23 protein-coding genes are annotated in these 22,919 nt (G+C 38.2%); 8 read left to right on the forward strand and 15 right to left on the reverse strand.

Translation table 11 applies throughout. The features are described from left to right. Positions 1-98 precede the first annotated feature (98 nt). The gene (locus SFC25_RS07815) at positions 99-1,166 is read right to left on the reverse strand and encodes an SDR family oxidoreductase (RefSeq protein ID WP_411214730.1); all 1,068 of its coding nucleotides are present in this window, start codon (positions 1,164-1,166) and stop codon (positions 99-101) included. Between the two features lie 246 nt (positions 1,167-1,412). On the opposite strand from SFC25_RS07815, the gene SFC25_RS07820 reads away from it, so the two are divergent. Further along, a complete protein-coding gene (locus SFC25_RS07820) occupies positions 1,413-1,715 on the forward strand; it encodes an aminotransferase yhxA (RefSeq protein WP_411214731.1) in 303 nt (100 codons plus the stop codon). A 23-nt stretch (positions 1,716-1,738) separates the two neighbouring features. Continuing rightward, complete coding sequence (locus SFC25_RS07825; RefSeq protein ID WP_411214732.1) at positions 1,739-2,134, forward strand: DUF350 domain-containing protein; 396 nt, start codon at positions 1,739-1,741, stop codon at positions 2,132-2,134. A gap of 28 nt (positions 2,135-2,162) precedes the next feature. Here SFC25_RS07825 and SFC25_RS07830 read toward each other — a convergent pair whose 3' ends face one another. After that, positions 2,163-2,624, reverse strand: a complete 462-nt coding sequence (locus SFC25_RS07830; RefSeq protein WP_411214733.1) for an RNA helicase — start codon at positions 2,622-2,624, stop codon at positions 2,163-2,165. 75 nt (positions 2,625-2,699) lie between these two features. Between SFC25_RS07830 and SFC25_RS07835 the strand changes: the two genes are divergently transcribed. Beyond that, entirely contained in the window at positions 2,700-3,941 is a 1,242-nt protein-coding gene (locus SFC25_RS07835) for a glutathionylspermidine synthase family protein (RefSeq protein WP_411214734.1), read from the forward strand. Positions 3,942-3,986: 45 nt separating this feature from the next. On the opposite strand, the gene SFC25_RS07840 is transcribed toward SFC25_RS07835, so the two are convergent. The 3 genes from SFC25_RS07840 to SFC25_RS07850 all read right to left on the reverse strand — a co-directional run bounded on the left by SFC25_RS07840 (position 3,987) and on the right by SFC25_RS07850 (position 5,949). Further along, positions 3,987-4,679: a hypothetical protein gene (locus SFC25_RS07840; RefSeq protein WP_411214735.1), complete on the reverse strand. Its 693-nt coding sequence runs from the start codon at positions 4,677-4,679 to the stop codon at positions 3,987-3,989. A gap of 115 nt (positions 4,680-4,794) precedes the next feature. Continuing rightward, the gene (locus tag SFC25_RS07845; RefSeq protein WP_411214736.1) at positions 4,795-5,076 is read right to left on the reverse strand and encodes a hypothetical protein; all 282 of its coding nucleotides are present in this window, start codon (positions 5,074-5,076) and stop codon (positions 4,795-4,797) included. 276 nt (positions 5,077-5,352) lie between these two features. Continuing rightward, positions 5,353-5,949 carry a hypothetical protein gene (locus SFC25_RS07850; protein WP_411214737.1) on the reverse strand — a complete coding sequence of 199 codons (597 nt, stop codon included), beginning with the start codon at positions 5,947-5,949 and terminating at the stop codon, positions 5,353-5,355. A 484-nt stretch (positions 5,950-6,433) separates the two neighbouring features. Between SFC25_RS07850 and SFC25_RS07855 the strand changes: the two genes are divergently transcribed. After that, complete coding sequence (locus SFC25_RS07855; protein ID WP_411214738.1) at positions 6,434-7,324, forward strand: glycine betaine ABC transporter substrate-binding protein; 891 nt, start codon at positions 6,434-6,436, stop codon at positions 7,322-7,324. 49 nt (positions 7,325-7,373) lie between these two features. Here SFC25_RS07855 and rlmD read toward each other — a convergent pair whose 3' ends face one another. Beyond that, complete coding sequence (rlmD, locus tag SFC25_RS07860; protein ID WP_411214739.1) at positions 7,374-8,777, reverse strand: 23S rRNA (uracil(1939)-C(5))-methyltransferase RlmD; 1,404 nt, start codon at positions 8,775-8,777, stop codon at positions 7,374-7,376. 198 nt (positions 8,778-8,975) lie between these two features. After that, positions 8,976-10,502, reverse strand: a complete 1,527-nt coding sequence (locus tag SFC25_RS07865; protein ID WP_411214740.1) for an AbgT family transporter — start codon at positions 10,500-10,502, stop codon at positions 8,976-8,978. Between the two features lie 583 nt (positions 10,503-11,085). Between SFC25_RS07865 and SFC25_RS07870 the strand changes: the two genes are divergently transcribed. From SFC25_RS07870 to SFC25_RS07880, 3 genes are all read left to right on the forward strand, one after another. Further along, positions 11,086-11,844 carry a DUF5694 domain-containing protein gene (locus tag SFC25_RS07870; protein WP_411214741.1) on the forward strand — a complete coding sequence of 253 codons (759 nt, stop codon included), beginning with the start codon at positions 11,086-11,088 and terminating at the stop codon, positions 11,842-11,844. Between the two features lie 230 nt (positions 11,845-12,074). Beyond that, positions 12,075-13,385: an MATE family efflux transporter gene (locus SFC25_RS07875; protein WP_411214742.1), complete on the forward strand. Its 1,311-nt coding sequence runs from the start codon at positions 12,075-12,077 to the stop codon at positions 13,383-13,385. 172 nt (positions 13,386-13,557) lie between these two features. Further along, positions 13,558-13,818, forward strand: coding sequence for a hypothetical protein (locus SFC25_RS07880; RefSeq protein ID WP_411214743.1), 261 nt, complete (start codon positions 13,558-13,560; stop codon positions 13,816-13,818). 84 nt (positions 13,819-13,902) lie between these two features. Here SFC25_RS07880 and SFC25_RS07885 read toward each other — a convergent pair whose 3' ends face one another. Beyond that, positions 13,903-14,127 carry a DUF3953 domain-containing protein gene (locus tag SFC25_RS07885; RefSeq protein WP_411214744.1) on the reverse strand — a complete coding sequence of 75 codons (225 nt, stop codon included), beginning with the start codon at positions 14,125-14,127 and terminating at the stop codon, positions 13,903-13,905. A gap of 66 nt (positions 14,128-14,193) precedes the next feature. Next, positions 14,194-14,853, reverse strand: a complete 660-nt coding sequence (locus SFC25_RS07890) for a hypothetical protein (RefSeq protein ID WP_411214745.1) — start codon at positions 14,851-14,853, stop codon at positions 14,194-14,196. 329 nt (positions 14,854-15,182) lie between these two features. Here SFC25_RS07890 and SFC25_RS07895 point away from each other — a divergent pair, with 329 nt between their 5' ends. Next, positions 15,183-15,428: a hypothetical protein gene (locus tag SFC25_RS07895; RefSeq protein WP_411214746.1), complete on the forward strand. Its 246-nt coding sequence runs from the start codon at positions 15,183-15,185 to the stop codon at positions 15,426-15,428. Positions 15,429-15,943: 515 nt separating this feature from the next. Here SFC25_RS07895 and SFC25_RS07900 read toward each other — a convergent pair. The 6 genes from SFC25_RS07900 to SFC25_RS07925 all read right to left on the reverse strand — a co-directional run bounded on the left by SFC25_RS07900 (position 15,944) and on the right by SFC25_RS07925 (position 22,653). Then, positions 15,944-16,927: a tRNA dihydrouridine synthase gene (locus SFC25_RS07900; RefSeq protein ID WP_411214747.1), complete on the reverse strand. Its 984-nt coding sequence runs from the start codon at positions 16,925-16,927 to the stop codon at positions 15,944-15,946. A gap of 263 nt (positions 16,928-17,190) precedes the next feature. Then, a complete protein-coding gene (locus SFC25_RS07905) occupies positions 17,191-17,868 on the reverse strand; it encodes an N-acetylmannosamine-6-phosphate 2-epimerase (protein ID WP_411214748.1) in 678 nt (225 codons plus the stop codon). Positions 17,869-18,000: 132 nt separating this feature from the next. Next, positions 18,001-19,014 (reverse strand): hypothetical protein, encoded by a 1,014-nt coding sequence (locus tag SFC25_RS07910; RefSeq protein WP_411214749.1) that lies wholly within the window; start codon positions 19,012-19,014, stop codon positions 18,001-18,003. Between the two features lie 832 nt (positions 19,015-19,846). Next, entirely contained in the window at positions 19,847-20,197 is a 351-nt protein-coding gene (locus tag SFC25_RS07915; protein WP_411214750.1) for a hypothetical protein, read from the reverse strand. Then, positions 20,198-22,045: a DUF6792 domain-containing protein gene (locus SFC25_RS07920; protein ID WP_411214751.1), complete on the reverse strand. Its 1,848-nt coding sequence runs from the start codon at positions 22,043-22,045 to the stop codon at positions 20,198-20,200. Then, positions 22,042-22,653, reverse strand: a complete 612-nt coding sequence (locus SFC25_RS07925; RefSeq protein ID WP_411214752.1) for a hypothetical protein — start codon at positions 22,651-22,653, stop codon at positions 22,042-22,044. Before SFC25_RS07925 ends, SFC25_RS07920 begins: the two co-directional genes overlap by 4 nt. Between the last annotated feature and the right edge of the window lie 266 nt (positions 22,654-22,919).

Genomic DNA, 22,919 nt, shown 5'->3' on the forward strand with positions numbered 1-22,919 from the left:
AGAAATAAGTATCGTCCACCCTAAAAGGACAACTGTCTTTTTAATAAAAACAATTATAGTGTTATTTTTGCGGGATTACAAGATTAATCGTTGAATTATCATTTATTTACAGTTTGGTTAGTTTCTTCCCTAATTATTTTTTTCATTTTTCGTACTGCCCATACACTTATTCCTGCTACAATAATCCGAGTTAATACCGGATGCTTCGCCGCTTTAACGAAGATGCTCCGCTTTCGTTTCCATCCGAGATTCGTTCCCCGTTCATGCATTCCGTAACCTGCATGGTACAGATTACTTTCCTCAGGAGAGTTTGATTTTCTTTTTTCATCATACTGTTTAGAAGGAGAAATACGCTCCCATAACTTATCTGTCAGCCTTGGAAAATTCGCCCCTAATAATTGAAACAGCTTTGCCTGGGAGCCGACATAAATATCCCGTTTTGGATGCGATGCTGCATATAGAATCGCTTCCGCTACCGCTTCTGGAGGATATATCATACCCTTATGGACTGGCTGATACTCAAGATAACTTCTGGCATGCTCATTATACGGTGTATCAATCATGCCCGGATGGATTAGCGTTATGGAAACCGGCGTACAATCTCTTTCCATCTCAATTCGCAAGCTCTCAGTCCACCCGTGGATGGCAAATTTTGAAGTCGCATATATAGACTGAATCAGCGTACCTCTATCACCAAAAATACTTCCAATATTGATCAGCGCTCCTGGAATGCTCCGCTCGCGATAATGCTGTACCGCTGCCCTCGATCCATAGACAACTCCCCAGAAATTTGTCGCAAAAAGGCGCTTCATATCCTGATAGCTGATATCCATCGCGTTACCGTATATCGCTACTCCTGCATTATTCACCCATGTGTCGAACCGGCCAAAAGATGTTAGCGCCGTTTCCGCAATCATGTTCACTTCCTCTTCCATACCAACGTCAGCTCGTACATAGACAGCTTTATGACCTGCTTGCCGTAATTCTTCTGTCAGCTCTTTCAGCGCTTCTTCGTTTCTTGCAGCAAGAACTACTTTCGCACCTTCTGCTGCTGCCATCCTGGCTGTTACTAGTCCGATGCCGCTGGATGCGCCTGTTATGACGATAACTTGATCCTTTAATTTCTTTAGTTTTGTTTTATAACCTTCAAAGTTTTCATGGCTCAAGTCCGTTCAGTCTCCTTTCGCTTTCTCTGCTCGTTAGTATGAAACTGATCCGCCATTACATGCATCACTTGGATAAACATTCATTCAAAGTTATCGGAAACTGAAACCAATACCTCCCTTTTCCGTATACTTGTATGTCGAGAAAACAGCTGGCTACTTTTAATTCATGGATGATGTGCACCAGACATACATTTCTAAAGGCTGCCGCTTTTCTCTACATAAAATAATGAAAAGGATGAATCGCTTTTGAGTAAATCAACGAAATGGATCACTGGTATCTCTGCTGTCGCCCTCATTGCAGGAATGACAGGATGCTCCAATACGACAAAAGCCAGTTCTCCTCCTAAAGACACAGACTGTAAGGAATGGGAACAGGAAGGCGATGCGTGGGAATGTGAGGACTCCGGTTCTTCCCACTACAATCATTACTTCTATAATGGAGCGTTTTATAACAGTAAGAGCAATCTGAACAGCGCCATCAAGAAGAGCACTTCGAGCACGAAGGCAAGCAAAGGATTCGGCAGCGGATCCAAATCATTTGGCGGATAATATGTATAAAGGGGAAAATTGAAATGGAATTATTTTTAAGCTTCTTATCTTATTTAGGGGCCGCAATTGTACTGTTAGCCATCGGTACTGCCCTTTTCGAAATCTCAACGAAAGCAAAGGAATTCAAGCTGATCACACAAGGAAACCAAACAGCAGCTTTGGTTCTTGGAGGAAAAGTAGTTGGTCTTGCATTAGTGCTAGGGTCATCCATCGCACATTCCATCAGTATGATGGATATGGTCATCTGGGGTGCTGTAGGGATCATCAGTCAAATTGGGCTGTATTATATTGCAGAGCTGGCTACTGTTCGTTTCAGCATCAACAAGGCAGTCGAGGATGACAATAAAGCGATTGGAATCTTGCTGTTCCTGCTATCACTTTCACTCGGCTGGATTATTGCACAATGTCTTACCTATTAAAAAAATCCCCTCTACAGGGGATTTTTCTTTATCCTTTTACATACAGCACATAACAGGACCGATCTTCATCAATCTCAGTAGACGTAACACTCATTTTATCAAAGGACGGTACTTCCACAGCGTCCTTCGTCAAATAACGCAGCACGTCCCAGTGCCTGTCTACTTTGATTGTATTCAAATATGTATTCGCTGCATTCCCTTCACTGCCAGGATACAGCACTTTTCTAAATTCTATTGGAATCCCATGAGCCGGATCATAAGTTCTCTCATCTTGCTGCCTCTGGTTCTCACCAAGGTCCTTTAAGGTAAGTTCTTCTTCCTTGCCGTTCATTTCATTGGCCAGTAATTCATATTGTCTGCCTTGCAAAATATGATAGGTGCATAATTGCCTTGCCAGCATTTCATCTTTTTCTATGGAAGGAACTGTATATTCCAAGAACGACTCATAAGTATGTAATCCGCGATCAATATAGTACGTTAATTTATTCATTTCCTGCCTCCTGCAATATTCCAGTATCTAGTATACTTAGTATAAAACAAATCATTTCTGAAAGGTGATTCTGTCGTGAAGACGTTCCAACAAAAACGAGAAAACTTCTACCATTCCATACCTGACTTTTGGGCTGATATGTATGGAGAAGAATATAGTTTGTATGATATACGTCCCATCACCGAAAAAGATGCAGATTCCAAAAGACTTTTTTCATTCCGCTGCGGGAAAATTCTATTCAAGACCGGCGAGCTATTAGCACGCGAAGACATAGATGATGAGAGCTTGCTTCAGCTTGGCTTTCCTAAGGAAACACTGCGCTTCATCCGCCTGCAAACGATGAAAAACAAAACCATCATTGGACGATTTGATTCCGTGAAAGTTGATGGAGAAGAAAAGCTATTGGAATTCAATAGTGACACACCTACATTTATCAAGGAACTCTTCCATGTTAATGGCTTGGTATGTAACGAATTCGGATATAATAACCCGAATCAAGACGAGGAGAAAAGACTCAAAGCCGTACTAAGAGACGCAATCATCGGGGAAGCACGCAAACTGAATACGACTGCCCCGAATATTGTATTCACCTCTCATAGCGACAATATAGAAGACAGGAATACAGTGCTTTACTTAAAAGAACTGGCAGATATCCCGTCAAGATATACACCATTAGACAAATTGACTATTCGCAAAGAAGATGGTCTATACGACGATCTCGATAATAAGATTGATATCCTCTACCGTCAAACCTTCCCTATCGAGAGTCTTATCGAAGACGAAGATCCCGATAGCGGCGAAAGAATCGGAGTCTTGCTGCTGGAGCTGGTGGAGAAAAATAAACTGCGGATCATCAATCCTCCAAGTGCATTCCTGCTCCAAAATAAAGCTGTCATGGCTATTGTCTGGGCACTACATGAGGAGGGTAATCCATTCTTCACAACCGACGAACATGAGTGGATCGAACAGCACTTCCTTCCTACCTACCTTGATCCCGCTCCATTCCTGGAATCAGGTTCCAGCTTTGTTAAGAAGCCAGCATTCGGGAGAGAAGGCGATACAGTCGAAATATACAGTAATAATGGAGAGAAAGTGATTGAGGACAAGCACAAAAGCTATACCGGCTATCTTCCGGTTTATCAGAAGTATGTGGATTTACCGAAAGTCACTGTTAATACTGTTAAAGGCGAGAAAGAACTGCATCTTATGACAGGTACTTTCCTGTTGAATGGTAAGCCAAGTGCCCTTGGATTTCGGGTAGGGAATCAAATTACGGATAACTTGTCTTATTTTTTGCCTTGTGGAATAGACAGGTGACCTAAAAATCAAAACGGACACTTAAAGTATATCTTTGTGTCCGTTTTAATCTTCTATTAATTTTGGTTCAGTTTCTGAATCAAATAATTGAATTGTCTTTAGCCAGTCTATTATTTCTTCTTTTGCACTTTCTATTTTTTCCTCACTGCATTCGTTCAATTGTTTCAATTGATCTCCTTTAACACACCTTATGCTGGAAAAAACGTGGATTTGACGACCTTTCCCTTCCTTCCATATCAAAGTAGCGAATTCCATGGATTTATCAAATTGATACTCTGCAACTTTCATTTGTTGACTTGCGTAATCAATAGGTATTTCTTCGAAGTTCAATTCAACTCCCATACGTGCGCTGATAGATTCCCTGCTATGCTCTTCATCTGCTAAGAAGCTATAATACTCTACCGTGTGTTCGACATAAATATCTTTTGGTTCATGAGGCGACATAGTAACAAACTCACTGCGATTATCCGGCCCTATATTATAGCTCCTTTCACCAATTATCATGTCTTCTGGGAAATCCATTGCATATGCCATAGTTTGAGATAGGAATGGAAAATGACCATTTCTAGTTGGTTCTACTGATGTCAAAAAATCTCTGGTAAATGAATCCTGAAATGCCGCTACCTCCGGGTATTTTTTTGCTTCGGGGGTAGAACCAGTATCTTCTTTATCGCTTGGAGAACAGCTTACAAGAACTAGTACGGTGAATGCTAAAACAGATAGTATTATCCCTCTCATCTTGATCACGCCTTTAAGAGATCTAGGTCTGACGCATAACAAAATAGTGCTGCTGCTCAATATTATCTATTCTGTCTTATCCTCATAAGTAACCGACAACCTCTGCTTCTTCATATCAGCGACTTGCATTGAATGAATTAACAGCTTTGCTGATCTTTGACATCACATCAGTATAAATAGACTCATCCCGTCCCTTGCGCGCGGTTGTCTCTTTCTTCATTGCATCGATGATTTTGCCTTTCTGGTCTTCACCGACAATGATATTGTTAACCAAGGCATAGAACGCATCATCGTCTGCTCTCATATTATCTACATGCGTACGCAATTGCTTTTTCTTATCATTATAATCTTGGTTCGGAATAAGCTGTTCCGTTACAGTGAATGTAAATTGAGGCATTCAAATCCTCCTCGATAGATCGAATAACTGAGATACGTTTTAATTAATATCAATTAACAGCAATTTACTTCTAAGTGTCTTTTGGTGTCTTTTGGTTTCTTTTGACTCTATATTCTGGAACTCATTCTATATACATAAATAATAATAAAAAGGAATGTCTAGCAAACCGTCATAGTCAAATGGTGAGCTATATCTTCTTACAATAGTCCCCACAATGGTGTAAACTTGCTGACACTCATCTAGTCTCTATCTCCAACTTTCTACTCTATATAAATTCTACCTAGAAATTAGTTGTATGCTATTTAGCCATTTTTTTATTTCTGCTTTTTTGTTTTCTATTTGCTCTTTACAAACATTTTCCTCCATATCCTTTGAACATCTAAGGCTTGAGAAGATTTGAATTTGTCCCTCTACACCATCTTTTGTAATCAATGATACTATCCCAGAAGAATTCTCGTATTTATATTCAGCTATCTCAAGTTTCTGATCGTAATTTGTGGACACTTCTTCAAAATTAATTTCGACACCCACTCGTCCTTCTATTTGATCTCTTCCATGTTGCGGATCACTTATAAAACTGTAATATTCAACACGATGGTCGATAAAGGGACCATTTGAATTTTGAGAGGAAAATATCACTACTTCACTACTTTTACCCGGATCAATACTGTAACTTTTATCATTAATCTTCATATCTTCAGGAAAATCCATTCTATAAGCACCAGTTTTGGATAAGAACGCATAATAACCCTCTTTTGTTGGTTCGGTAGACTCCAAAAATTCTCTCGTAAATTCATCTTGAAATGCTGTTACTTCTGGAAATTTATTAGCTTCATTTGTTGAGGAAGATTTCGAATCGTTGTTATTATTCATAGCACAGCCTCCTAGTACAAATATCGTCATTAATAAAGCAACAATATATTTAGCCTTCATAATTACTCACCTCTGTAGATGATTATATTGAATTATTACTATAGTCGTTTAAAAGTATACAAAAAACATCCATTAATTCCCAGTTATTTGGTGAGAAATTTAAAAAACAAAACTTTAGTCGCGCAAATGAAGCAGCAGCAAATAGCCCGAATAACTTAGTTATTAAGTTACTACATTGTGTCAATATGTCTTTTATTCTGTGTATTACTTGGAAAAATCTTTTTCACTTTCTGTAAGCCGTTACATTCATATAACACCTTAAAACGGACCATAACGGTGTATTTAAATGGATGATACAGCTTAATCCCTCTAATGCTGTTATACAGCAGCAAACACCAATTTATACAGTTTTTATAGAATTTACTGTATTTACTGTATGAGTTAACATAATATTTGTGCTTATAAAGAGAAGGGGGAAGATTTTTTGATTAAAAAAAGAATAATCGGTATTATATCAGTCTTGTCTTTTGTTTTTGTTTTAACAGGCTGCGGCAGCTCTGAGAGTAACAGTGAAGCTGCAGATTTAGGCGAAGAATTAGATTATACAATTACAGGTATTGAACCAGGAGCCGGTGCAATGGGGCTTGCTGAAGATACGGTAGAGGGTTATGAGAACTTAAATGACTGGGAACTTTTTGAGAGCTCAACTGCAGGAATGTTAACCGAGTTAGGTGAGGCTATTGATAATGAGGAGCCCATTGTGATAGTTGGATGGAATCCGCACTGGATGTTTGCTTCATATGATTTAAAATACTTAGAAGATCCAAAGGGTACTATGGGCAAAGAGGAAGGCATACATACAATAGTCCGAACAGGTTTAAAAGAAGATTTTCCTGAAGCTTATAAAGTACTTGATCATTTTAACTGGGATATAGAAGACATGGAAACTGTGATGAATGACGCTCAAGATATGGAATTTGCGGAAGCTGCAAAGAAATGGATTGACGCAAATGAAGATAAAGTGAAGGAATGGACGGAAGGCGTAGATAAGGTCCAAGGAAAAGAGTTAGAATTAGTCTCTACCCCTTGGGATTCAGAACGTGCTTCTGGTGAAGTTATAAAACAAGTATTAGAACAGCAAGGATTTGAGGTAACTGTCACTCCTGTTGATCCAGCTGTTTTGTTCCAATCAATTGCCCAAGGAGAAGGTGATGCTTCCGTTGCTCCTTGGTTACCAGTAACGCATGGACCATTCTTTAAACAGTATAAGGATGATATCATTGATTTAGGTGCAAATTTGACAGGTGCAAAAAATGGTATTGTTGTACCATCCTATATGGACATTGATTCAATTGAAGATTTACCAGCAAAATAACGAAAAAAAGGCAGATCACTCGCTCTATGTGATCTGCCTTTTTATTAGCTTAATTTAGAGTTAGTACAGCAACACATTCTACATGTACAGTATGCGGGAATAAATCTACCGGCTGAACTTCCATCAACGTATAACCGAATTCATTTAGTTCCTTAATATCGACTGCAAATGTTTCTGGATTACAGGATACATAAACGATTCGCTTTGGTTTAGATCGGCCGATCTTTCTCATTACTTTCCCACCTGCTCCAGACCGCGGCGGATCCAACAGCAGCAAGTCCGGCGTGCCAAATTTATCTAAGACCTGATCCATTCCAAATCTGGCATTATCGGCTAGAAAATAGGTATTGGAAATACCATTGTCTGCTGCATTTCGTTTTGCTGATTCAATGGAACTTTCCACGATCTCAATCCCAGCAAGTTTCTCAACTTTGCTGGCAAAAGGAAGTGAGAAGGTTCCTACTCCGCAAAACAGCTCCAGCATGGTTTCTGTTTTTTTCGGCTGTGCCATTTCCAGCGCAGTGTCAATCAGCTTCTGCGCCTGAACTGGATTGACCTGGAAAAAGGTATCAAACCAAAGACGATAACGATAGCCTCCGATTTCATCATAAATGAAATCACGTCCGGCCAATAGATGCATGTCCTCCGCTTGGATGCTATCGGCCCAGTCCGTATTCACAAACCATAATAGACTTTTAACCTTCGGATAATTTTGCTCGATTCGCTTCTTGAGCTGTTCAGCAGCTTGAATCAATTCTGCATCCGGTGCTTGTGTCGCAAACAATGCCAGCATAATCTCTCCTGTAACAAATGACTGCCTTACCATCAAATGACGAAGCAGACCCTCATGTGTATCTTTGTTGTACCCACTTAACGCATGGTCCTTCACCCAGCTCGCAACTTCCATTGCAACTGCCTTCATGTCTTCTTCCATGATCAAACATGTCTCAAGCGGAATGATCTTACGGAAATTCCCCTGTTCATGTAATCCCATGGAACCATCCAGCGCAAAGGCAAAATCCATTTTATTGCGATAATGCCAAGGATTATCCATACCAATCGTGTCCTTCACAAGCTTTGGATCAAAGCCTTGTCCTGTCAGAGCATCCTTCACATGTGCTGTTTTATGTTTTAGCTGCCCTTTATACTGCCAGTGCTGCCATGCGCATCCGCCACATAAATCAAAATGAGGACAAGGTGCAGCAACCCTTTCAGGATGTGCCTCCACGACTTCCTCCAAAGAGGCTATGGATCTTTTCGCATGCGGCCAAGCTACAGTAGCCCGCACTTTTTCTCCTGCTAATGTCTTCGGAACAGTCAGTTTCACTTTCCGCAGCTTGTCTTGTCCCTTATCCACCCATACAACTGCCTGGCCAGCCCCTTTATTATCTAGCTGGCTTATTTCTGTATCCATGATTTCTGGATCGATGATTACTCTCGTTGCTTTCTTCATGATGTTTCCTCCCTTCTTATGAGGAATCTATTAATCTATTCAACTAAATGAAAGGTAATTTCCTGAAATGATTCCTATACTTTTTTATCATGTTTTGCAGCAGGATGCCAGATAAAGTTTTTGCTCTAAATATATCTCCATACTCACAAATGGAAAAGGGACCTGATTCCATTCCAGGAATCGGGTCCCTTTTAAGCATTAAGGATATTCGATTGGTGTGCCAGGTCCTATCGGTAATCCAGTCCACATCCAAATCAAAAGCATCAACACCCAGCCAATGGTAAAGACAATGGAGTAAGGAAGCATAGTAGAAATCAATGTACCGATCCCAACCTTTTTATCGTACTTTTGTGCAAAGGCGATGACGATTGCGAAATATGGCATTAAAGGAGAGATAACATTAGTGGTTGAATCGGCTATTCTGTATACAAGTTGTGTGAATTCAGGAGAATAGCCCGAAAGCATCATCATCGGGATGAATACAGGTGCCATGATGGCCCATTTAGCAGAAGCACTGCCGATAAACAAGTTAATAAATCCTGATACTACGATGAAGGTAAGAATTAGCGGAATACCCGTAAAGCCTGTAGAGTCAATGAAAGCAGCACCTTTTACTGCTAGCACGGTTCCAAGATTGGACTCATTAAAGTAAGAAACAAATTGAGCTGCGGCAAAAGCTAATACAATGTACGACCCCATCGTCGCCATCGTTTCCGATAATTGATTGGCAACGTCTTTATCATTTCTGATTTCTTTTGTAATGAGCCCATATACAAGCCCTGGGATAAAAAATACGATCAAAATGACTGGGACAAGCGTATTCAAGAACGGTGCATTGATAATATTATCTTCACCCGCTCTTAAGGGTCCCCAAGAAGGAATAACGAGTAAAGCAATAGCGGCAATTGTTAGGAGAAAAGCAATAAGAGCACCCCATAAACCCTTCTTCTCTTTCGGTTTGAGGTAATTGACTTCTTCATTAACATTCCCTTTATATGTTCCAAGCCGTGGCTCTACAATCTTATCGGTTACCCATGTACCTAGAATGGTAAGGAGGAAAACGGAAGCAAACATAAAGTAGAAATTCATTGCATAATTGATGCCTTCAGCGTATTCTGGGCTGATGATTGCTGCGGCATCCTGTGTCATACCACCAAGCAGCGGATCAAGTGAAGTTAAAAGTAAATTGGCACTATAGCCACCGGATACCCCGGCAAAAGCTGCTGCAAGACCTGCCAGTGGATGACGCCCTAATCCTGCGAATAATACTGCACCTAATGGTGTCAATACAACATATCCAGCATCTGCTGCCATACTCGACATAACACCGCCAAAAACTAATGCTGCTGTCATCAGTGTACGCGGAACTGACGTTACAAGACCGCGAAGCGAGGCACTGATCAATCCCGACCGTTCTGCAATTCCGATTCCAAGCATCGTTACCAACACTGTCCCAAGCGGAGCAAAATTAGTAAAGTTTGTTACTGCACTTTCAAACAGATATAAAATCCCTTCCGAGTTCAGCAGGTTTTTGACAGCGATTGTTTCCCCTTCATTTACAGGGTCTTCTACACTGACTCCAATAACAGAGAAAATTGCCGATAACACAATCACTACTGCAGCAAAAATGAAAAATAACGTAACTGGATGAGGAAGCTTGTTGCCGACTCGTTCAATACCATTCAAAGACCGCATGATAAAGCCTTTTTTTTGCGACTGCTCCATCCCCTGCACCTCCTGTTTAACTTAGTTTGAAAATTCAAACAATCGTATAAAAATAACAACCTAAGTATAGACAAGAGTTATGGTGAATGAAATAGGCAAAAAATCCAGTTCTTGGTATTATGATTTTATATATAAAAGACCCAGTATAATGAAATAATATTTCACATATACCGGGTCGATATGAGGATCATCATGTAGTAAAAAAGGGACGGCAATTATATATTTCTATCCGATTTCTATTATTAATTTCTTCCGCCGCGGGAATTTGATTTAGCTTTTCCTCTTCTTTGTTCATCAGGACGTTTGCCTTCGCCATTCTTTTTCTCACGAGGTGCATAGGAATCTTTAACCATGGAATCTCCCTCCTCTTTTCATAAAATTGTTCAGAGTTAGGATTTCCGTAATTAGATGCGTTATGCAAAACGCTGTAACAAGTAATTTAAAAAGAAGAGCAGGAAATGAACTAAGCGTTAAACTTGGGAAATAGTTGTACTATGTGTATTGCAGGATTTTTAATTAAAAAGACATTGATATTCAATCCAAGAGTTATTCACTAAAAAGTGACTAGGAGGAGAATTATAAAATGGTTAAAGTTAAACCATCTGTTCTAGTTTTGGGAACTTTCCATATGGGAGAGCGTGGCGACCGAGATATTTATAAGCAAGATACAAGAGATATGAAAGCTAAAAAACAGCAGGACGAAATTGAAGAAGTCGTTGAATGTATCAAGCTATTCAATCCAACCAAAATCGCAGTTGAATTTGAATCAATCAGAGCAGATCTTCTTGATAGCCAGTATAACGATTACGCAAAACAAGGGATAGAAGATGCATTAGAAAGTGACGAGATACATCAAATCGGTTTTCGACTTGCTAAAGAACTCGGTCATGACAAACTATTTCCAGTGGATTGGAATCGTCCTGTGGGAGGTGTTCCTTTAGGGTATGTTTATGATTTTTTAAAGGATATCGACCAAGAGTTGTATGATCAAGTGGTTGAAGAAGGTGAAAGGAATAATGAAAATATACAATTCTTACTGGATACAAAAACAATTAGAGAAGTTTTGGTTTATTTGAATGATCCCCGTAATACAAAAAAGCAACAAGAAACGTATATGAAATTTGCATTAGCTGCCTATGAGGATTTTTATGTTGGCATTGACTGGCTTACAAATTATTGGTATCGCCGTAACCTCATTATATTCACAAATATAATGAGACATGTCCAAAAGCCCGATGAACGAATTCTGGTGATTTATGGGGCAGGACATAAATATCTTCTTGATAATTTTTTTAATGAAAGTGCCATGTTCCATGTTCATGCAGTTTCAGATTATTTATAATTAAAAGTTCCCTAATGATGTGCATAAACGGTCAAACGAGAAATCTTCGAATTTGTACCGTTTTCTGTTCTATGTTATAACCTAAAATAGTGTTTTGCTAAATGATTAGACGGTATGCATCGTTTATACCACCAATCCAGCTAAATTTAATGATGGATAGCATATCCATATATAAACGTTAGGAAGTGTCATTCACCTTGGTGCAACAGGATTTCACAGAAGGCCGGATAATGAAGCAGCTCTTCACTTTTGCCGGACCTATTATGCTTACGAACTTATTACAGGTTTCGTATCAATTCATCGACAGTCTTTGGGTCGGAAATCTTCTGGGCGCGAATGCGCTTGGTGCAGTTACCGTATCCTCCACTGTTTTGTTAACAGTACTTGCATTCATAATCGGAATCAACAATACCACCTTGACGGTTTTGTCCCAGCAGAGAGGACGAGGAGACGCAAAAGGATTAAAAGACTATCTAAACGCCTTCGTTGTCGTACTCGGATTATTATCCATCTTTGTTGGTATTATCGGTTTGCTTTTCTCCCGACAGATTGTAATCATGCTGCATACACCTGCAGAAATGGTGGATGAAGCCAAGGCCTATTTGCAAATTAACTTTATAGGTATCCTATTTTTAATGGGATACAACTTTATCGGCACTGTCCTAAGAGCTTTGGGAGATAGTAAAACTCCGCTAAAATTTGTTTTCATTGCTGTCATTTTGAACACTGTACTCGTTCCATTATTCATATCAGTCTTTGGCTGGGGTATCCAAGGTGCAGCATATGCTACCGTATTATCCCAAGCAGTCGCTTTCCTTTTGGGTTTGGGATACATACTCCGCAATGGACTTGCTCCGCTGTCTATCCCCTACTTACCAAAGAAGGAACAAGTATTGCTTATTTTAAAGCTCGGCATCCCATCCGGACTGCAAATGATGGTTATCTATGCTGGTGTGACGGCCATTATGAGTGTCGTCAATTCATTCGGGGGATCGGTTGTCGCCGGATTTGGAGCTTCGCAAAGAATTGACAGCCTGATCACCCTGCCTGCCATGGCATTAGGAACAGCCGTTAACAGTATGGCTGGACAGAATATCGGAATCAGCCGCTGGGATCGGGTTAAAGAAATCGCCAAGTACGGAGCATTGTACAATTTAGCCATTATGCTCGTGATTGCGATTCTGGTTTTCTTACTAGCAAAACCTTTAACCAGTTTGTTTATTAAAGAAGAATCAGCTGTCTCATTCGGCACTGATTACTTAAAAATCATTGCTTTCTTCTATCCCTTTATCGGGCTTAATTTTATTCTGAATGGGATTGTTCGCAGCTCAGGTGCTATGTACCAAGTACTGATTTTGAACATCTTATCCTTCTGGCTGCTCCGCTATCCGCTGACATATATTTGCTCCTCCCTCATCGGAGAAAATGGGATTGCGCTAGGAATGGGAATTAGTTTTATTCTCAGCAGTATCTTTTCTTTTAGTTATTATAAGTGGGGGAAATGGGATAAGAAAGAATTGTTTGCAGAGGAAAAGCAATAACCGTTCACTTAAAATTATGTGATTTGGTACAATAAAAGAAAACCAATGTTATGAGGTGATTAGATTGAACCTTCTCACCACGTCTATAGCCATCATACTCAGCCTGTAATTGTCTGTATTTTCTTTGGGAGACATTTACGGGCTGAGCCTTATCCCAAGGAGTTGGTGGCAAGTGAAACCATATAGACAAAATAGAAGCCGTGCATATTACCGGCATCATCGAAGAAGAGTCATTCAGCGTAAAATGAAGATTGCAGAACTTTTCGGTTGGCACGTACCCCATACTGGCTATTACGCAAAAGGAAAGGTACATTGCTCATGCTGGATGTGTACCCAAAAGACGAATAGAGATGGACTTCCTCATTCGCAATTCTTACAATTAGACCGTTTGAACCGTCAATTATGCAACTACTTAGATGACCAAGCAATCTAAACTATTACAGAGCAGGATGAAGATCTTTCTCCTGCTCTTTTGTATTGCTTAGTAAGACAAAATATAATTCCTTTTAATTGAGATTCAAAAAGTATATAATGCAACAAAAAGCACAAATACAGAAACAGTAAAACACGTAAGAGCATCTGCCTGTCGCTTTGCCTTAAACTCAGAAATTCCCATGACAATCATCATTAAACTCAAGAAGAACAACATAAATGGAGATAACCCATGATTACCTGTAACCAAACTATAAACTGCTATCGTTACTACTATAAAAGCTAAAGCAATTCGTAATATCTTTAACAAATAAACAGCCCCTAACATGATCTGCGTATCAATTGAACCCTTTATCGGGCTCACTAATTTTCATATTTACAGTTTCCTTATCTTCTCATCAGACTTAATAATGATATTTATAACTGATGCACTACCTCCTTCTACGTGATTCTCCATATTAGAAACATCAATATCCGTCTTAATTTTCACCACTTTCTTCTCTCTTCCACCTAATTCAACTTCATAAGGAGCCTTATTATTCATGAGTGAAACCATTGGAACATCATCTTCAGAATAGTAATCTTCATGAAATTCAAGAGTAAGTTGAACTTCATCGCTACTGTAATTTTCAAAAGAAAAATTGCATTCTCCACTCAATGTAGATTCATCAACCATTTCAAATTCACAATTACTATTCTCCACATTGTAATAAACAGCATCAATTCCTGCTGCAAAAGTCTTTTGATAAGTACTGACTATCAATTGAGGCAAAACGATGACTAGGATAACTGCAACCAAGACTGCACGCTTATGAAATTTCTTCAACGATCTGATAAGGAAAGACAAACTCGCAATGAATAAAATCAATGAAAATACACCAATGAAGTTCAAACCATTTACAGTACGAATTGGAAAATTAAATACTGATAAAATGGTCTCTCCATAAGGGCTTGTATGTGGAAAAGGAAAACTAATCACTGTAGATATAACAAAAAGAAGTAGCGCAATCCATAACATCTTTTTACTTTTTATCAACTGTGCACCTCCACATCATTTAAAATGTACTTGCTATGCTTACGAAAACAAAACAGTTTTAGATTCAATCGAAAGACACTAGCTGTGATATACAAAATCATTAAGATTAAAGGGACAAGTTTAGCTGCATTAACTTTAGTGGTATAATTTGTAAAAGATTGAAAACACAAGGTACATTAAACTTCAATCAACCTTTATCCTGTTCGATAATAGGAAGCTAGAAAAAGGAAAAAAGAAGAGATTATATCTTGATTAATGAGGATTTGATAGAGATCATCTCTCCTAAATCAAGTGATAAGTGATAACTCAATAAAGGAGAAGTAATAGAAATGTCTGCTATAGACTGGTTTATCTTGGGAGTTATCTTAGTAGGAATCCTAATATGGATAATCTCTGGAAGAGTATTTTATATGCTTATTTATTTTGCGTTGTTTTCATTAGGTTCGTTTATTTACAGATTAAGCAATGACCATTCCTTTAGTGATGCATTAAGTTCGCTTGGTTTAGTGGATATTTTCGTTCTTGTTATTGCTTTGGTGTTGCTGATTGACAAATTGAAGGATAATAAAAACTGAGCAGCCATAGACTAATTTAGCTAGTGGTGCTAATTCCAAATAGATCTTCTAAACGTAACCTACTCACACCATTAAGTTGAATTTTCCAGCATATATGTAACAAGGTCAAGCTTTCAAAGGACGTGAATGCTTTGAGATTCCTTAATACATTTATTTCTATCGTATCCCTAATAGTAACCATAGCAGCGCTTCTAACGCTTTATACATATGCTACTTTCGTATCACAAGGTGCAGTATACGCCACTTCCTTGATGAATTCCCTTATTATTTTTTGTATATTCAATCCTATTATCGGACTGATTTTTTCGTTTTTTATCAACAAGAAAATTGTTAAACTAACACTCATAATTATTAATTCAATCGTTGCTGTAGTTGTAATACCAAGTATGGTAATAATAGCTGCATTTAGATTTGGTTTTGCATCCTTTGTTTAGGTTATATAAAAAATGACTGGTACAATTCGGTTCGAAACCGACTTTATACCAGCCATTTATCAATTTCTGCCTAAAACACTTCTACTGCTCTGCAGCCTCATCAAGATACTTTCTTTCAAATTCATCGAGCAATGCACGCACTTCGTCTGTTGACTTTGTGTTCATGCATTGGTTTCTTAATTCACTTGCTCCTCGGAAACCGCGAAGGTAAATCTTGAAAAAGCGAGGAAGAGGCTTGTACGCACGTGCTTCTGTTTTAGAATATTCATCATGAAGATCCAGATGCAGTCTCAAAAGATCAAGCAATTCCTTGCTGCTGTGATCTTTCGGTTCCTTTTCAAAGGCAAACGGATTAGTAAAAATACCGCGCCCAATCATGATCCCATCCACGCCGTATTGTTCAGCAAGTTTCAGGCCTGTTTCACGGTCAGGGATATCGCCATTGATCGTTAGAAGAGTATCTGGTGCTATCTCGTCACGAAGTTTCTTTATTTCCGGAATCAGTTCCCAATGCGCATCTACTTTGCTCATTTCCGCTCTAGTGCGCAAATGGATGGAAATATTGGCAATATCTTGTTCCAATACATGTGTCAGCCAATCACGCCATTCGTCTATATCCGTATAACCAAGTCTTGTTTTCACGCTTACTGGCAAACCGCCTGCTTTTGCAGCTTGAATCAGTTCTGCTGCAACTTCTGGACGACAAATCAGGCCGCTTCCCTTTCCATTTCCCGCAACATTCGGTACAGGACAGCCCATATTGATATCCAGGCCCTTAAATCCCATCTCTGCCATACCAATACTCATTTGACGAAAGTTCTCTGGCTTATCTCCCCATATGTGAGCCACCATTGGCTGTTCATCTTCCGTGAAAGTCAAACGACCGCGAACACTATCCTTTCCATCTGGATGGCAGTAGCTTTCTGAGTTCGTGAACTCTGTAAAGAACACATCAGGTCTTCCAGCTTTACTCACTACATGACGGAACACAACATCGGTCACATCTTCCATTGGTGCTAAAACAAAAAATGGTCGTGGTAAATCACGCCAGAAATTATCTTTCATATATAAAATCCTCTCATTAAAGTTACAAAATCAAATATTATTAAAAGAGTAAATGCCTCTGTTTCTTTTAGCTTATAACATGCTTAAGCAGTAGAAATAAAATACATTAAAAATACAACATTTTATTTTACTATTAACGAGTAAAAAGTGCAAAGAAAACTGAATAATAGTTAGGTATACATAAAAAACCTGAAATTCGGTGAGATGATCATATCACCGAATTCCAGGTCCCTATATCAAATATATATGTACATTTTAAACCTTCAATTTAATGTCTCTACAAACCGTTCGGTAATCTGCTGTGGTCTGGTAATCGCACCACCGACCACAACGGAATGGGCACCAAGTTGCAAACAGCGTTTTGCCATTTCAGGAGTTATGACATTGCCTTCAGCAATGACAGGCACACTAACATTCACAATTACTTCTTTTAAAAACTCAAAATCGTTATCATATAGCTTCTTATTCTTTGTTTCCTCCGTATAGCCGTACAATGTAGTCGACACACAATCAAATCCAAGCTGATCAGCTTGTATAGCATCTTCTAAAGTGGCAATATCCGCCATCAATTGTATCGATGCATCCTTTTCTCGAACATAACGTACTAATTCCCCTAATTCAGTGTTTTCAGGTCTGCTTCTATCTGTAGCATCCATAGCAATCATTTCACACCCACTCTTAAGCAGCTCATCGATTTCTTGATATGTAGGAGTAATGTATACGGAGGAACCCTTATAATCACGCTTAACAATTCCAACAACTGGAATGTCCACTTCTTTTTTTATTTCTATAATATCCTCTTTAGAATTTGCCCGTATACCTTTTGCGCCGCCTTGCATAGCGGCTAATGCCATTTTGGACATGATGAATGAACTATGTAGGGGTTCTTCTGGTAAAGCCTGACAGGATACGATTAGATTATTTTTGACTTTGTTCAGCAATTTTCTTACCTCCCAAATGAAAAGATGCGAACACCTAAAGATTTGGATTCCATTAGCGAATCCCAAATCTTATTTGAGGTGAGTATTGAACTTAGGCATCCACTAAGAAGCCGCCTTTGCAGACTTTTCCTTTTATTCCCTTTCTCTGAAACAAGCAATGAAGGAACATACTAAGATGAATAATTCTCCAAGAATTGTAAATACCTCCACAGCCCATTCACCGTCCCAAACCCAACTGGACTTGTTAATGAAGAAAAATAAAAGTGCTACCAACAAGAATAAATTGCTCTTCCAAAAAAATGAAAAACCTCTCTTTATTGAAAAGAACTTTTCTTTTTTAATTTTACTCGACTTGTTTTTGTCTTTTTTAGAAGGCCCAGTTTCTACTTTTTCTAGAAATTCTATAAATGATTGTTGCGCAGTTTCAACATATAGACGAACCGGCATACTGATTATCAAGTATTTACTATTTTCCTCTTCATCAAGTTCAATATTCCAGATATATTTTCCACCGGGAACGATTATCATCCCTGTCTCCAATTCCCATTTGCTGTGATTGCTTTTTCTTTTACTAAATAAGGTTCTACTAGCTTGTTGGTTATTTTTTTTAAAGTCTTTTAGGAATAAAGGGATTTTAGGGTCAAAATCTCCTTTCTCTGCTATTTGATCTAATAAGGCAGGATCCATATGATGAATCTCTTCAAACTGGTCATCCTGCATCTCTAATATTATTTTTATTGGGTCTACCTTTAATGTTGTATCAAGATTATAGAAATTACCAATTATTTCACTTAATTTAGAGGTTCTTACCTGTAAAAATGTATGTACTTTGGATTGAACCCATTCCACAATGACCGTCGAACTTTTTGATGGATACACCAACATCAGTTTATCTAAATTCTCGAAACGCCCAACTTTATTTGCTTGTTTTGATTTAATAACAATTTGTTCTAATAAGCTTAATTGTTGATCTTCATATTTTGCATTTTCAAGAATCGTTTGAGGATTTTTAATAATCTCATCTATTTCCTTCCTTGAGATCATGTACTCTTTCCCAATATCTCTTACTTTTTTAGCAGATAATGATTGAGCAATAATTGCCACAAGCACTTCTGTCGTAATGCTCACTTTTTTATTTTCTATCATATCTATTTTCCTCCAACAAGCTTACTAGATTATGACATTATATTATGTATTTTAAATCATAACGATACACTGTTTTGAATAGATCAGTTATTAAAAATAAAACCCAATATAGCCCACATTAAAATATGAAATATAAAGAACAGTAGAGCAGCTAGTTTATTTAATATAAAGGGGAGTCTTCTAAGTACAGTCTGTATATAATAATTGAAACCTGATGTCAGGATTGCTATATATTTGAATAAGTAGTCTAATATACTTTCTGGTTTTTCATAAACATTTGCTTCATAGAGGGCAATGACTATTCGTTGTAGAAAAATCGAAAAGAATGCAAAAATAGCATTGGTCGTAATCATTACAGCAATATAAGAACTTGGTATAGGAATATTAATTCCTAGTAAAGGCAAAGATAGCAAATTCAATAAGATTATACCCAGCGCTAGTCCAATAATTTTCTGCATATGTTATTCGTGACCTTTCCTTCCTGATATTTGATGTTAATTACTTATTTTATCTTCAAAAAATAGTGAAATCTCTTCACTTAGCTTCTTGCTGTATATTTTACTATCATAAGGAACTACTAACACTTCTTTTTCTTGAATTCTCTCATAATCAAGATGCCAAACCAAGTCTTTACTCGGTAATAAGAATATAACTTGTCTAATTTCAAAAAAGTCTTCTATCTTTTTATTGAGCTGGACTATAGACGTTACATGTCATATCAAAACTTCGCATGACCGACTTGATAGATTCGATAATGCGATGACAGAAGAAGAAAAAAGCCAGCGGGAAAACGACAACAAATATTTCTACACAAAAAAGACTTTGCCTCTTTTTAGAACGCAAAGTCTTTTTCTACTGTGTGATCCTCATAGGTCACCGATAGACGCTGTACCTTCATTTCTTCCACTTGCTCGTTAAAGGAGTTGACAGCTTTATTTATCTTTTCGAACACATCTTTAAAAAGTTCCTCGCTGTGATCCTTGCGCTGATTCATCTCTTTTTTCATTGCTTCGATAATTTTACCTTTTTGATCTTCTCCAACGATGATATTGTTGACTAATGCATAAAACTCATCATCGTTACCTTGGATGTCTTCCACAAGGTTTCGCAACGTCTGCTTTTTATACGTATAATCTTCATTCGGAATCAACTGTTCTGAGACAGTGAATGTGAACTGCGGCATTTATATCCTCCTCGATAAATCGAATAACTGCGACAGTTGTTCTTCTTCTTCAAACAAGTCCTCGATGGATTTACGGTAATTCTCGATATAAACATATCCCGTTTCTACCGTTTTAGTAAGCTCTGCCAGCTGTTCTTCAAAATCATTATGCTTAAGAGGCGGGAATATCTCATGTACAGATATCTTCTTCATCTCTTTCGAAAACGTTGGATAATAGCCATGCTTACTCAGCAGAAATTTGTAAGTACCCGGACTGCCTTCCATTTGATCAATTTCGTCCCGTACTTTTCGTTCTTCATCTTTATAGGACGCATCCAATTCATCATGAATGGCCTGTTCCAGTTCACTGATCTTTGATGCTTTTGCTTCTAAGATGGGGATAGACTGCTGATACATGCGGAGTGCCGCGGAGATATTAACTTTGATAAGATCACCATCACTTTTTGTTGCAGTGAACACCATATCGGTACCTAAGTAGCCTTTCTTGCCGTCTGACATGACAGAAAGCAATTCGGAGATGCTGTGGCTCTCTGTAATGGCACTCAGATTGTCCAGAATACCGCTTTCTTTTATTCGATCAACACTCTCCATGATAGCTTTTACATGATCAAGATAAATTCTTAATCCCGCCCCTATGTCTCCGCCGAATACAGCGTTAGGGTTTCCTGAATCACGGATATTTACATTTCTCCCGATAGCCTCGTTTATTTTTTGCAGTTCTTGTTCAATTATGGCTATCTCCTCAATCATGACATCTTTCTGCTCTTTCGTGATATATGCTGCTTCATATAAGCTGCCGAAGATTTCCTCCGAATTTTCTGTTATGGGCGTTAACTTATCCAAAAGGGTGGGGACCTTTTCTTCTAGGGATCTAATCATAGTATCTATTTCAGATGAATGAGTGAAATAAAAGCCTACCCCACTCCAGAAACCGTCGATACCCTCGAATTGCTTTAAGTCCACTCCTATTAATGCTTCAACCCCACCGTACGTCCCCCCCCTCTCAGACCCCACAGCAAAATCAATTGCCAGACCCTGAAAATTCTTTACTACATCATCGGGGATACCTTCCATCAATTCACGAAGACCTGGTGTATCAGGATTGGTATCTACCATCGTCACATTGCCTAAGGTAAAGAAGCCGCGAACCGCGCTTGCTGCGTAGAGCGGATCGTCTTTTGAGATGATTTGGTGGATGTTTTCTTCTTTATCTTGATAGTATTGCATTGCAAAATCATTTAATCTCTGAGGTTTTATATCGTAAATCTCTTGGTTATTCCTAATATTGAACTCGCTTCGAACTGCGTAGTTAAATTTACTATCAACTTGAAATAATTCATAATAATTCGGCTGTGCTCCATTTATACTAAATACTTCATCAAATGTATCAAAAGCTAAATAAGATACAGTATTATTATTATGACCTAAGGAATGTGATAAGCCATATGTTTTAATATCATTAACTTGAAAATGTTCTTTCGCTTCAATCACAAATTCGTTTGCTGCCTCAGCTTGTTCTGCTGTTTGACCTGCCAGCATAGATTTAAGATTATATAACCAATCATCTCCACCTTGAGTTCCTTGAGATATCACGTACAGCTCTTCTTGACCGTCATTACTTATTTTAATAGCTGTGCCATCATAGTAAGATCTATCTATAGATTCACTTTTGGCGTCTGAAGAATGAAAGATATCTATTTTTCCTTCAAATAGTTGGCCTGTTTCTTCGAGATACATCTGCCGTATCTTATTTTCCAACTCCTCCGGTCCCAAGTCTCCATACTCTATATCAATTAATCTGGCTTTAATTTCAGGAGATTCTAAAAAATGCATACCCAATACAATCACTCACTTTCTTCAATTGTAGAAAATTGTATTGATTTAATCATATCCATAATTGATTCTCGCTGGGTGTCTTTTGCTTTCAAACATTGATTCTCATTTAAGTCTTCTCTGCAATCAATGTCACTAAATATTGTAATACCTTCATTATTTTCGTTCCATATAAGAGCAGCTATAACGCTAAAAGGACCACTCTCATATTCTGCAACTTCTAGGTGTTGTTTTTTGAAATCTGTATTAATTTCTTCAAACTCTAATTTTTGACCAGAACTGTTTCTCATTCGTTCTCTACTGTTTTCAGGGTCGGACATATAATTAATATAATCTATTCTATGATTCACAAAAGCTTCTTTTTGCTCATCAGTTTGAGACATTGATATAAACTCACTATTATTTTCCGGACCCACATTGTAACTTCTTTTATCAATAGTAAAATCCTCTGGGAAAGACATCGTAAAACTTTCCGTCCCCGATTTAAAAGGATAATATCCGCTTTTAAGAGGATCAACAGATTGTAAAAACTCACTCGTAAATTCATCTTGAAATGCCGGCACATCTGGCAGTTCATTCGCATTCATCTCAGATGGAGACACCGAATTATTTTCGTTACTCATACCGCATCCTCCTACAATTAATGTCATAAAGATTAGTACGATGACCGTTTTCAGTCTCATCGAGCCTTACCTCCAATAGTGGATAGCTATAGTCCCTCAAAGTATACAAAAATGAGTTATTAAATCCTAGTTGTTTAGCTTAATTTTCCAAAAACGCTTCTTTAGGCGCAGGTATAAAATGCCCGCCATATTTTTACAATAAATACAGAAGCCGATCTATTTTAAAAATCTTACAAATCTCCCTTCTGCATAATTTAACAGCAGCG

Source organism: Terribacillus saccharophilus (assembly GCF_046592595.1).
Classification (GTDB): Bacteria; Bacillota; Bacilli; order Bacillales; family Amphibacillaceae; genus Terribacillus; species Terribacillus saccharophilus_C.

Excerpts from the sequence above, each read along its gene's own strand:
- SFC25_RS07825 (WP_411214732.1), top strand. The coding sequence starts at position 1,739 with ATGGAATTATTTTTAAGCTTCTTATCTTATTTAGGGGCCGCAATTGTA.
- SFC25_RS07830 (WP_411214733.1), bottom strand. The coding sequence starts at position 2,624 with ATGAATAAATTAACGTACTATATTGATCGCGGATTACATACTTATGAG.
- SFC25_RS07840 (WP_411214735.1), bottom strand. The coding sequence starts at position 4,679 with ATGAGAGGGATAATACTATCTGTTTTAGCATTCACCGTACTAGTTCTT.
- SFC25_RS07845 (WP_411214736.1), bottom strand. The coding sequence starts at position 5,076 with ATGCCTCAATTTACATTCACTGTAACGGAACAGCTTATTCCGAACCAA.
- SFC25_RS07850 (WP_411214737.1), bottom strand. The coding sequence starts at position 5,949 with ATGAATAATAACAACGATTCGAAATCTTCCTCAACAAATGAAGCTAAT.
- rlmD (WP_411214739.1), bottom strand. The coding sequence starts at position 8,777 with ATGAAGAAAGCAACGAGAGTAATCATCGATCCAGAAATCATGGATACA.
- SFC25_RS07865 (WP_411214740.1), bottom strand. The coding sequence starts at position 10,502 with ATGGAGCAGTCGCAAAAAAAAGGCTTTATCATGCGGTCTTTGAATGGT.
- SFC25_RS07870 (WP_411214741.1), top strand. The coding sequence starts at position 11,086 with ATGGTTAAAGTTAAACCATCTGTTCTAGTTTTGGGAACTTTCCATATG.
- SFC25_RS07875 (WP_411214742.1), top strand. The coding sequence starts at position 12,075 with ATGAAGCAGCTCTTCACTTTTGCCGGACCTATTATGCTTACGAACTTA.
- SFC25_RS07895 (WP_411214746.1), top strand. The coding sequence starts at position 15,183 with ATGTCTGCTATAGACTGGTTTATCTTGGGAGTTATCTTAGTAGGAATC.
- SFC25_RS07900 (WP_411214747.1), bottom strand. The coding sequence starts at position 16,927 with ATGAAAGATAATTTCTGGCGTGATTTACCACGACCATTTTTTGTTTTA.
- SFC25_RS07910 (WP_411214749.1), bottom strand. The coding sequence starts at position 19,014 with ATGATAGAAAATAAAAAAGTGAGCATTACGACAGAAGTGCTTGTGGCA.
- SFC25_RS07915 (WP_411214750.1), bottom strand. The coding sequence starts at position 20,197 with ATGCCGCAGTTCACATTCACTGTCTCAGAACAGTTGATTCCGAATGAA.
- SFC25_RS07925 (WP_411214752.1), bottom strand. The coding sequence starts at position 22,653 with ATGAGTAACGAAAATAATTCGGTGTCTCCATCTGAGATGAATGCGAAT.